This window comes from Halomonas kalidii (assembly GCF_030010475.1).
Classification (GTDB): Bacteria; Pseudomonadota; Gammaproteobacteria; order Pseudomonadales; family Halomonadaceae; genus Halomonas; species Halomonas heilongjiangensis.
Window position 1 is genome coordinate 1 of sequence record NZ_JASCQN010000046.1, and the last position, 11,843, is coordinate 11,843.

7 protein-coding genes and 2 pseudogenes are annotated in these 11,843 nt (G+C 60.3%); 1 reads left to right on the plus strand and 8 read right to left on the minus strand.

The features are described 5' to 3' along the window. Window positions 1-1,978, minus strand: a 1,978-nt coding sequence (locus QLQ85_RS14735) for a polysaccharide biosynthesis tyrosine autokinase (protein WP_282739692.1), incomplete at its 3' end; no start/stop codon positions are given. Window positions 1,979-2,741: 763 nt separating this feature from the next. Between QLQ85_RS14735 and QLQ85_RS14740 the strand changes: the two genes are divergently transcribed. Next, window positions 2,742-4,760 carry a nucleoside-diphosphate sugar epimerase/dehydratase gene (locus QLQ85_RS14740; RefSeq protein WP_282739693.1) on the plus strand — a complete coding sequence of 673 codons (2,019 nt, stop codon included), beginning with the start codon at window positions 2,742-2,744 and terminating at the stop codon, window positions 4,758-4,760. 159 nt (window positions 4,761-4,919) lie between these two features. Here the strand turns inward: QLQ85_RS14740 and QLQ85_RS14745 are convergent. From QLQ85_RS14745 to QLQ85_RS14775, 7 genes and pseudogenes are all read right to left on the minus strand, one after another. Next, window positions 4,920-5,318 (minus strand): annotated as a pseudogene (locus tag QLQ85_RS14745) (transposase); the annotation flags it as partial. After that, window positions 5,313-5,435, minus strand: a pseudogene (locus tag QLQ85_RS14750) (helix-turn-helix domain-containing protein); the annotation flags it as partial. The pseudogenes QLQ85_RS14745 and QLQ85_RS14750, both read right to left, overlap by 6 nt. A 455-nt stretch (window positions 5,436-5,890) precedes the next feature. Next, the gene (locus tag QLQ85_RS14755; protein ID WP_282739694.1) at window positions 5,891-6,925 is read right to left on the minus strand and encodes a sugar-transfer associated ATP-grasp domain-containing protein; all 1,035 of its coding nucleotides are present in this window, start codon (window positions 6,923-6,925) and stop codon (window positions 5,891-5,893) included. 145 nt (window positions 6,926-7,070) lie between these two features. Further along, the gene (locus tag QLQ85_RS14760; RefSeq protein ID WP_282739695.1) at window positions 7,071-7,715 is read right to left on the minus strand and encodes an acetyltransferase; all 645 of its coding nucleotides are present in this window, start codon (window positions 7,713-7,715) and stop codon (window positions 7,071-7,073) included. After that, entirely contained in the window at window positions 7,708-8,310 is a 603-nt protein-coding gene (locus QLQ85_RS14765) for a sugar transferase (protein ID WP_282739696.1), read from the minus strand. The genes QLQ85_RS14760 and QLQ85_RS14765 overlap by 8 nt, the downstream gene beginning before the upstream one ends. Window positions 8,311-8,415: 105 nt before the next feature. Then, window positions 8,416-10,131, minus strand: coding sequence for an ABC transporter ATP-binding protein (locus tag QLQ85_RS14770; protein ID WP_282739697.1), 1,716 nt, complete (start codon window positions 10,129-10,131; stop codon window positions 8,416-8,418). 138 nt (window positions 10,132-10,269) lie between these two features. Then, window positions 10,270-11,843: polysaccharide biosynthesis tyrosine autokinase (locus tag QLQ85_RS14775; protein ID WP_282739698.1), on the minus strand; the 1,574-nt coding region annotated here is incomplete at its 5' end.

Consider the following 11,843-nt stretch of genomic DNA (forward strand, 5'->3'; position numbering starts at 1 on the left):
CCACCAGCAGCGTGGTACCGCACTGCGCGCCGATCACCGCGGCATCCGTCACCGCCAGCACCGGCGGGGTGTCGACGATCACCAGGTCGTAACGCTCGCCCACCGCGTCGAGGAAATGGCTGAAGCCCGCGGTCATCAAGAGCTCCGACGGGTTGGGCGGCACCATGCCCCGGCCGACATAGTCGAGGCCGTCGATCCGACTGTGGCGGATCACCTCGTCGAGCCCCTGACGGCCACCCAGCAGTTCGGAGAGCCCGCCGTCGCTGCGCTCGCCGAAGGCATGGTGCAGGTGGCCCTTGCGCATGTCGGCATCCACCAGCAGCACCCGCTGCCCCGCCTGAGCGCAGATCGCGCCGAGGTTGACGGCGATGAAGCTCTTGCCGATGCCCGGGCCCGGGCCGGTGATCATCAGGCGGTTGTCACGCCCTTCCAGCATGGCGAAATGCAGACTGGTGCGCAGGCCGCGCAGCGCCTCGCTGGCCATATCGGTCGGCGCTCGCTCGGCCAGCACGTCGCTGACCACCTCGCGGGCCTGGCGCTCCCAGCGATGCTTGACCCGCCTCACCAGCTTCTTCTGCTCGTCGGAGAGCGGCACCGTGGCATAGACCGGCAGGCCGGCCTCCTCGAGCTGCTCGGGCACCTCCACCCCGCGGTTGAGCAACCCCCGCACCACCACGCCACTCATCGCCAGCATGCCGCCGAGCAGCGTGGCGAGCATCACGATCCGCGGCTTGCGGGGCTCGATCGGGGCGATGCCGACCTCCGCCTCATCGATGATGCGCACGTTGCCGATGGTGCCGGCACGCGCCACCTGCAGCTCCTGCATCCGGTTGAGCACGTTGACGTAGATGGCCTGGGTCACCTCCACGTCGCGCGTCCGCCGCACCACTTCCTGCTGCGCTTCAGGCAGGTCGTCGACCCGCGCATTGAGGGCGGCGCGCTCGGCCTCGAGATGGCGCTTCTGGCGCAGCAGCGACTGGTAGGCGGGGTGGTTGGGCGTGTAGCGCTGCGCCAGATCGGCCTCCCGGAACTCCAGTTCGTTGAGCTGGCTGTCGAGCGCGACGAACTGTTCGATGGCGGCCTGGGCCTCGGAGGTCAGGTCGACGCTGTGCTGGGCCGCGCGGTACTCGTTGAGGCTGTCCTCGGCCGCGCGGAGCTGCGTACGCAGCTCGGGGGCCTGCTCCTCGAGAAACGCCAGGCTTTGTTCGATCTCGGCCGACTGGCGCCGGACATTCTGGGTGAGGAAGGTCTCCGCCACGGCATCCAGCGAGCGCCGGATCTCGTCGCGATCGGGCCCGGTCAGGGTCAGGCGCAATATCCCGGTGCTCGTGCCACGCCCCACGCCCACTTCGGCCACGCTCAACCGGTCCCCCAGGTCGCGGATGGCCGAGGCACGCCTGTGCTTGACGAGGGTGAACTCGGCCCCCGCGGGGGCCTTGAGGGCGGCCACGCGCAGCTCGATGTCACCCTCGGCGAAACGGGCCAGCTCGCCGACCCGGGCCTCGCCGAGCGCGTGGGGAGTCTCGCCGTCCAGACTGAGGATGTAGCGACCGCCCTCCCCGGCCACGACGCGCAGCGGGGTGCCCCGCAGGTGATCGGCGACCTCCAGGCGGCCCAGCTCGAGCCACTCGCCACCCCAGATTTCTGGACGTCCATCCATCAAACCGGGACGCTCGATGCCATGACGAAGCACGAAGTCGCCTATCAATGGCAACTTTCTGGACTCGACCCGGCGATCCAGCTCGTTACGTACCACCACCTGTCCCAAGACCAGACGCGACTGCAGGATCTGCACCTCCGCCGCGGTGCTGCTCTCACGATCCTCCCCCAGCATGCCGGCGGCCACGTCCTCGAGGGGGTTGACCGTGGCACGACGCTCCACCTGCACCAGGGCATCCCCCCGGTAGATGGGCGTAGCGAGGAGAGCGTAGCCGGCTCCGCCGACGGCGAACAGGAAGGTGATAAGCAGAATCAGCAACTTATGATCGATAAGCAAGCCGACGAGTCTCCCAAGGTCGATCTCGTTGCTGGCCGGATTGTGAGAGTGAATATCGGACATCGGCGTATTGTCCTGGTCAGGGATGGTGAACGAGGTGTCGTGGGGTGTGGCACCTTCCCGAGACACGCAGCTCCATCTCGGTTGCTATCGGGGAGAGGCTGCCGGTCGACTCTGAAGCACAATGTTACGAAACGTAAGCTAAGGTAAGTATGGCACAGAAAATGGCCCGCTGCGCCTCTTTATGGGGCAGCGGGGCTTCGCTGCAATGTCGACAGCATCACCTTGACCGTGTCGACCTCCCGCAGAGAGCCGGTTGCCGATGGCGCCTGGAGAGCGATGAGCGGATTTCATGACATGCTTTTTTTCAGACCACATCGACTTTAGTCACTTCCACCTCATGACGCCATCAACAAACCACGATGAGGTTCCTACTGTTAACCCGTCGAGGAGAATCAGGATTGATGTGTAAGCACTCTGCCAGTTAAATCACGCCTCAAGCATCCATCTTCATCATGTTCCCATGGCAGAAAATCCACCTTGTTGACCTCCTTCCATTGACGATATAGTAAATTACAGAAAGAAACAAACATCAATATCTGTACGGTTTATTTTCATTTCCACGTCACCTCATTGAACACTGAATTCAGGTCACTGAAAATCATAAACAAGAAATAAAGGCTACGCACACAACGGCAATAATACGTCACGCCGGGGAGCAGGGTAACAGAAAGGAGCTGGAACAATGAGCTGGCTATTACAGCGCGCACTCCGTTTGTCTCGCCGAGTCAAATGCCTGATCCAGCTTTGTACTGATGCGCTATTGCTGTCAGCCAGTTTTCTGGTGGCACTGGTACTGAAACAGGACAGTCTCTCACCAATATTCGAAGTCCAGAACCTGAAGATACTACTAGTTGCGTTACCCATCAGCCTCTTCATATTTTATCGCCTGGGCTTCTATCGCGCCTTGATCCGCTACATGGGAATCAGGGCGCTGCAGACGCTGGCGACGGGGGTAGCGTTCTCGGCCCTGACACTGTGGGTGACGGCGAGGCTGGAAGGAGACACGCTTTCTGTATCGATACTGATGATCTATATGATGCTGGCCGTGCTGGCTTCGGGTGGCATACGGTTCTTGCTTCGCGGACTCTTCTACCGTCGAGACCCGATGAGCCACAGGACGCGAGTGGTGATCTACGGTGCGGGCACCACCGGGTCACAACTCGTGACTTCGCTGAAACAGAGGGGCGAGTTCATGCCGGTCGCATTCATCGATGACTGGCGTGGCATGAATGGCACCATTGTCGAGGGGATCAAGGTGTATCACCCCGATCGCCTCCCCCAAGTCATTGAAGAGACGCACGCCGAGAGGATCCTGCTGGCCATGCCGAGCATAAGTCGTACTCGCCGCCGTGAAATCCTGGCGTCGCTGGCCTCCTTCAATGTGCCGATCCAGACGGTCCCTGGCATCGAGGACATCGTCAAGGGGCATGCACAGCTCAACGAGATACGGGATGTCGCCGTAGAGGACCTACTGGGCCGTGACCCGGTTCCGCCGCGCCGTGACCTGCTGGATGCCAATATCCAGGGCAAGGTGGTGATGGTCACCGGAGCCGGCGGTTCGATCGGCTCGGAACTCTGTCGCCAGATCCTTCGACTGGCTCCCCAACGGCTGATCCTGCTGGATGCCTGTGAATATGCACTCTATGGAATAGAGGCAGAGCTCAAGCAACTCGCTCGTGGGGAGGGGCTTCCGGACCTGGTAGAGGCATTGCTGGGCTCGGTGCAGCAGCGCAGCCGGATGGAGAGTATCATGCGCACCTTCGGGGTACAGACGCTCTATCACGCCGCCGCGTACAAGCATGTCCCGATGGTGGAATACAATGTGATCGAGGGCGTGCGCAACAACGTCTTTGGTACCCTGGAAACCGCCCGTGCTGCCATGGCGGCCGGTGTCGAGACCTTCGTGCTGGTATCCACCGACAAGGCGGTGCGTCCTACCAATGTGATGGGCACGACGAAGCGCCTGGCAGAACTGGTCTGCCAGGCGCTTTCGTCAACCCAGTCACGGACGCGCTTCTGCATGGTGCGTTTCGGCAACGTGCTGGGCTCATCCGGCTCCGTGATTCCGCTGTTTCACCGCCAGATCTCCCAGGGCGGCCCGATCACCGTGACCGACGAGAGCATCACCCGCTATTTCATGACCATTCCCGAAGCCGCCACCCTGGTGCTGCAGGCGGGCGCCATGGGCAAGGGCGGCGAAGTGTTCGTGCTCGACATGGGTAGTCCTGTCCAGATCGCCGAACTGGCCCGTCAGATGGTGCGACTTTCGGGACTGGAGGTGAAGGACGAAGCCAACCCTCGAGGCGATATCGAGATCATGTACACCGGCCTGCGTCCCGGCGAGAAGCTCTTCGAGGAACTGTTGGTCGGTGATAATGTCTCGCCGACCGAGCATCCACGTATTCTCGGTGCCCGGGAATCATGTTGGGAGTGGCCACGCCTGGAGGCCCTGCTGAAACATCTGTGCAATGCCGCCGAGAGGGGGGATGTCGAGACCATTCGTCAACTGCTGGTCGAGGCCCCTGCCGCCTACCGCCCCCAGGGCCCTATCGTCGATCTGATCTGGCAGGAAATCGGTCACCACCCCGTCAAGGCTCCCGCGTCTCCAGCCCGGTCAGTCCTGGAGCCGCAACCGGACTCTGAGACGGAAGCCTTGCTCAAGGCCGCGGCGCTGTCACTGGTCAAGGGATCGCGCTATTGACCCGAGGCGCTGGCCACGACAGGAGGCAGCCTTGCTGCTGAGAGGACGAGCCGGCACCCCGACCACGGTGAGGCCATCGGCGATGTCGGTAACCACGGCGGCCCCCGCTCCCACCATCACTTGTCAGGACCGATGCTAAAAGTCCCCTGAGTACCGAAATTAGGCTGTGTCTGAAAAGTCCGCACGCAGGCAGCGGTCTATGCACGCCAGGCATACCATGGCCTTGAAGCTGCTGGCCAACTTGTCGTAGCGAGTGCAGACCCGGCGCAGCTCTTTGAGCCAGCCGAAGCAGCGCTCGATGATGTTCCTTACTCGATAACGAGGCTTGTCAAAGCCCCTCGGGGCACCGGGGCGCGGCTTTCGATGCATCTTTCGCTTAGCAATGATCGGCTTCCTTCGGTGACGGTCGCAGTAACGGCGAAGATCGTCGCTGTCATAGCCTTTATCCGCCAAGATGTGCTGGCAACGTTTGCGCGGTCGCCCCATGGGGCTGGGCAGGCGCACACGCTCCATGGTGGGGATGAAGTGGTGCGTATCGGCGTCCTGTCCTGGCGACACGGTACTTGGTGCCCGGCCCAGATGAGTGGCGATGGCTCGGATCGAGTGCGTGGCTCGCATCATCATGATGGTGGCTCGGTCTTCAGCAGAGAGGTGGCGATAGCAAAAGTGAGTCATGGCAACACCGTACCTGATGGGTCACGTGTTGCACTTGGTCATTGAGACCGCCCTTACATGATCTTCCCCTCCTTCCTTGCGAAACAAGTTATTTATCACCCCACGCATACGCTTGAACCCGATATGGTTTTCATAGCCACTCCTACCTTTTTATAAAGAAGGTTAGTGAAGTAACAATAGGGCATCTCTTTTTCAATAATTGAAAAATGAAAAGATTCTATGATGATATTTAGAAAATCTTTCCTTTGCGGGTCATTGATCATGCTTACCAGGGATCGATAACGTTTAGCTTTCATTTCCCCGCCCCCACATAAGCTTGTCACAAACAGTCAAATCCATTCGCAACAGGGCTCCTGGAATGACTTCTCAACATCAAGCCAAAATCTCATGGATTCACGGCATGGCTACCACGGTGTCTACCAGGGAAACCAAGTTCAGGGGTAGGTTATGCTAGCTCAACGGACATGCCCGGCCTTATCCAAATATCTATCCAAGTCGAATTTCAACCCCTTCCTCACCGGCAGCTGCCACAACAACTTGCCCCAGTTGTGGTTTCCTTCTACGAGATAGACTCCCGAATCCGTTACGGCAAGATCCCAACCCACGATGCTTGCCCTCGGCTCGACCAGGGCCGCACGCTTCGCCAATTCGATTACCCTGTCCCAATTGGGGACTTCAATGCCGTCGAATCGGCCCCCCGAGAGGGGGTGTCTCTCGTAGTATTCGGCCTCCCCGGACCTCGTGCTGACGGCTTCACCACTCACTTTTCCCGTGGCCGAGTCGACTGCCGCCGCATAACCGCCCGAACCAAGGTTATCGACATCCTCACCGTTCCCGAACCGGATCCTGGCAAATAGCACCTCCACGTTCTCACCATCCGTGTAAGTCACGACACGTACCGTATTCAGACATGATGGATTCACGGCCCGCAATGTCTCGTGGTTGACGAGCGTCCTCTCCACGATGTACTTACGGCCTCTCACCAACTTCTTTTCCAGCTTGTCATGAAGTGCATCGATGGTTAGGCCGCCAACCTCAAGGATGAACCCTCCAGTACCGCATTGACCGTCTTCAGGCTTGAAGAACCAGCTACTGACTCCTTGATCCAGCAACCGTTTAACTATTGAATCGTCAATATGGGGCCAGGCAACAATTCCTGCATCCTCTGCCATCAAATGGTCGAACTTTTCCCGAAATCGTTGCTTTGATGAAAAGGTCGGAATGATGCCCTTAGGAACGAAGCGTCTTTGCGCCATCCACATCGCCGTCGTCCCTGCCCACCCAGACCTTTCTTGCTTTCCCATCCCCGGGAAACGAAAATAAAAATATTCGGAAGGCGAAACCTTGTAATATAGAGTTGACATCATAAGATCGGCCAGCACGCTCACCCTGGAAGAGCCATTATTCCCTTTAGCATCATGAGCCAACCTCCATATTTCACGCCAATCGGTTTTGAGCAAACAATATCCCCACCCAATTATAGCCTTCATCGCCGCACCTCCAGACACGTAATGACGAAGCACTCAAGCCAGTTACCTGGCTTTATGCCTGATCCAGGTGAAAAGCAGTAGTAGCCTGGCTGTTCGGGACCGATCGATTCGGTGGTATCCGCGGTCTACTCGGGAACGAGGCGCTTCATACGGACGACTTGCGCCGCATTGGCCGTGCCGGCACACCCACCATGGTGGCACCATCCTCCACGTCGCGTACCACCGCGGCGTTCGCCCCTATCATCACGCCTTCGCCCAGACACATCCCCTGGCGAACGGCGGCGCCCACCCCCACCCAGGTGAAGCGCCCCACCGAGACACCGCCGGCAAGGTTGGCGCCGCATGCCACATGCACGCCGCACGCCAACCGGCAATCGTGGCCCACCGTGGCCGCGGTGTTGATGATGCACCCCCTGGCCACCAAGGCGTAGGCGTTGATCACGGCACCGGCTACCACCACGCAGCCGGGCGCCACGGTGGCGAAGGGACTGACGATGGCTCGGGGGTGGATCAGGGTCGCCAGGTTCCCGCCATGCTCCAGCAACGTCTCCAGCCGTTCGTCGCGGACGCGGTTATTGCCGATGGCGACCGTCACCCCGTCGAAGCCGGCCAGGTCGCGCAACAACGACTCGAAGGTTCCCGCCACCGGCCACTGCTCCACCATGTCGAGACCGGGATAGGCGTCGTCGTAGAAGCAGACCTCCTCCCAGCCACTCTGGAGGGCGATGTCGGCCACCACCTTACCGTGGCCACTCGCCCCCAGGATGGCCAGCCGCGCCGGGTTACTCATGGGAGCCGCCCCGGAAGCGCGGCATGGCGACGTCCCCGGCGTGGGCGATGCCCTCGCGCCGCAGGACCTTGCGCAGGGTCAGCACGAGAATGCGCAGGTCCAGCCACAGCGAGCGGTGATCCACGTACCACACGTCCAACTCGAACTTCTTCGACCAGGTGATGGCGTTGCGCCCGTTGACCTGGGCCCAGCCGGTCACCCCCGGCTTGACCTCGTGGCGCCGAGCCTGACGGGGGGTATAGAGCGACAGGTACTCCATCAGCAGCGGACGGGGACCCACCAGGCTCATGTCGCCCTTGAACACGTTCCACAACTCGGGAAGCTCGTCCAAGCTGGTGGCCCGCAGCCAATGGCCGAAGGGCGTCAGCCTCCGATGGTTGGGCAGGAGCTCACCGCTCGCATCGCGGACGTCGCGCATGCTGCGGAACTTCAGCATCTCAAAGGGACGCCCGTGCAGGCCAGGCCGGGTCTGGCGGAACAGTACCGGCGAGCCGAGTTGCCAGCGAACCAGCAGAGCTATCACCAGTTGTAACGGCAACAGCAGCAGCAGAACCACACCCGCCACCAGGAGGTCGAGCCCGCGCTTTGCACTCATCGTTTAATCTCTCGCAGCGTGAAAGCGATTACCAGATTGACGAACCGGCCACAGTAATCGTGGACTGAATCGCACCAGCGTTGTTGGAAAGTCGCTCGTTTTGTCTCAGGCATGTATTGCCATGCGCTGAAAAACAATGTTCCTCTCGACCAATTCATCATACTTTCCATGATCTATCACACGTCCGTTTTCCATGAGATAAATGCAATCACACTTCCTTACCGTTGCAAGGCGGTGAGCAATCATGATGATGGTCTTCTTGCCGGAAAAGTCATGTATAGCGTCCATCACCAGCTTTTCGGTGATGCCATCCAGGGCACTAGTAGCCTCATCAAGGATCAGGATCCCGGCGTCATCATATAGCGCCCGGGCGATCCCAATGCGCTGGCGCTGTCCTCCGGATAGCTGGATGCCACGCTCTCCGACACGCGTCTCCAGACCATCGGGAAGTTGACTTATTAGCTCATCTAGGCGAGCCATACTTGCGGCTCTCTGCACACGATCATCATCGGTCTGTTCATCCGGAAGCCCAAAGGCAATATTCTCCCGGATACTGGCATCAGCCAGAAAAATAGATTGAGAAACGAATCCCAAGCTGTTCTGCCATGCACGCTTCATCCCCTCATTGAATGGTTCACCATCTATCAGAAACTCACCACTATCGGGTTCTATCAGGGCCAACAGAATATCAATAGCAGTAGATTTACCTGACCCAGAGGCGCCTACCAGACCGATGACCTGATTGGCCGGCACTGTTAATGAGAGTTTATCCAATGCGGCCTCCTCCTTGCCAGGGTAGTGAAACACGACATTGCGCAGCTCGATCGCCTGATGAAATTGCACATACCCCGCCGCCGATGCAGGCAGTGGGTCCTGATACTCTGCGTGACGGCTGTCAAAAAGGTCCTCATGTATGCTGTCGAAAGCCGCCAAATTACCTCTGATGGTCGCAACACTAGTATAGATCTGTTGAAAGGCAGGCAACAGCTTAAGTCCCGAAAGAGCAAAAACGGACAGCACAGGAAGGATATCCCCCAAGTTACCTTGGTGTGCTGAAAGAAAATATAGAACTAGAAAAACAACCGAGCCGAAGGCGACAAGTTCCATGGCATAGCGAGGAACCTCCGATAGTGCCTTAGTCGTCCCTCTTGCTCGCCCGAAACGTCTGCTGCATTTTTCGAAACGCTGGTTGAATACCGGCTGGCGCCCCAGTAGCAGTGCGTCCTTGATTCCGCCGAAGCCTTCGGCCATCAGTTTGAACCGCTCACGCTGGGTACGAGAGATTGCCTTGCCATTGGACACCAGCTTCCGACGTACGGTGCGATACAAAACGAGATACACAAAGAGAAAGACGATGACCCCTGTTGATGCCACAACCGGATTGTAGACAAAGATGGCTATCGACATAAACAGGACCATCACGACCCTGGCATTCATCTTCATCAACGGTGCAATGATCTTGTCGGTAATCCGCTGACACTCCTGTGAAATCTTGTTCGTCAACTGTGCGCTGCTCCCTCCGGCATGGAACAACCAGGGCTGCTGCATGTAATGCCGATAGAGACGCGTACTGAGCTCGGCCCCTATCTGCTGGCCGTACATGGAGAGCCTCCACACAGTAAACATCGAGATACAGGAAGCGACGGTCAGCGCTGCGAGAACGGACACCCCCATCCAGAACAGGAAGTCAGCGGGGTCGCCGAAGCCGATCATTGAATAAAGACGTGCCACGGCACCATCGCCTTCGAGACGACTCATGTCACCGACCAGAGCCATAAAGGGACCGATGGCCACGACTCCAGCCACCTCAGCCAAGGCCATGAACACAACCAATAGCTGTAACCGGAGGAGTCGCTTGCGCTGTTCACCGGTAAGGAGTCCATAAAGAGCCTTTAGACTTGAGAACATTGTCTGACCGCCTTCATTTCGGATGTAGATATGTGCCTTCGACGCTTCAGTTCAAGAGTAGCTATAGCCATAGCTATAGCCATATCGGGTGACGGCCTTACGTTCGATCGCATTGAGAATCGCCCCCTTCACCGTGACCCCGGCCGTCTCCAGCCGCCTGACCGCCAGCTGCACCTCCCGCAGCGGGTTCACCTGGAAGCGCGCCACCAGCAGCGTGGTACCGCACTGCGCGCCGATCACCGCGGCATCCGTCACCGCCAGCACCGGCGGGGTGTCGACGATCACCAGGTCGTAACGCTCGCCCACCGCGTCGAGGAAATGGCTGAAGCCCGCGGTCATCAAGAGCTCCGACGGGTTGGGCGGCACCATGCCCCGGCCGACATAGTCGAGGCCGTCGATCCGACTGTGGCGGATCACCTCGTCGAGCCCCTGACGGCCACCCAGCAGTTCGGAGAGCCCGCCGTCGCTGCGCTCGCCGAAGGCATGGTGCAGGTGGCCCTTGCGCATGTCGGCATCCACCAGCAGCACCCGCTGCCCCGCCTGAGCGCAGATCGCGCCGAGGTTGACGGCGATGAAGCTCTTGCCGATGCCCGGGCCCGGGCCGGTGATCATCAGGCGGTTGTCACGCCCTTCCAGCATGGCGAAATGCAGACTGGTGCGCAGGCCGCGCAGCGCCTCGCTGGCCATATCGGTCGGCGCTCGCTCGGCCAGCACGTCGCTGACCACCTCGCGGGCCTGGCGCTCCCAGCGATGCTTGACCCGCCTCACCAGCTTCTTCTGCTCGTCGGAGAGCGGCACCGTGGCATAGACCGGCAGGCCGGCCTCCTCGAGCTGCTCGGGCACCTCCACCCCGCGGTTGAGCAACCCCCGCACCACCACGCCACTCATCGCCAGCATGCCGCCGAGCAGCGTGGCGAGCATCACGATCCGCGGCTTGCGGGGCTCGATCGGGGCGATGCCGACCTCCGCCTCATCGATGATGCGCACGTTGCCGATGGTGCCGGCACGCGCCACCTGCAGCTCCTGCATCCGGTTGAGCACGTTGACGTAGATGGCCTGGGTCACCTCCACGTCGCGCGTCCGCCGCACCACTTCCTGCTGCGCTTCAGGCAGGTCGTCGACCCGCGCATTGAGGGCGGCGCGCTCGGCCTCGAGATGGCGCTTCTGGCGCAGCAGCGACTGGTAGGCGGGGTGGTTGGGCGTGTAGCGCTGCGCCAGATCGGCCTCCCGGAACTCCAGTTCGTTGAGCTGGCTGTCGAGCGCGACGAACTGTTCGATGGCGGCCTGGGCCTCGGAGGTCAGGTCGACGCTGTGCTGGGCCGCGCGGTACTCGTTGAGGCTGTCCTCGGCCGCGCGGAGCTGCGTACGCAGCTCGGGGGCCTGCTCCTCGAGAAACGCCAGGCTTTGTTCGATCTCGGCCGACTGGCGCCGGACATTCTGGGTGAGGAAGGTCTCCGCCACGGCATCCAGCGAGCGCCGGATCTCGTCGCGATCGGGCCCGGTCAGGGTCAGGCGCAATATCCCGGTGCTCGTGCCACGCCCCACGCCCACTTCGGCCACGCTCAACCGGTCCCCCAGGTCGCGGATGGCCGAGGCACGCCTGTGCTTGACGAGGGTGAACTCGG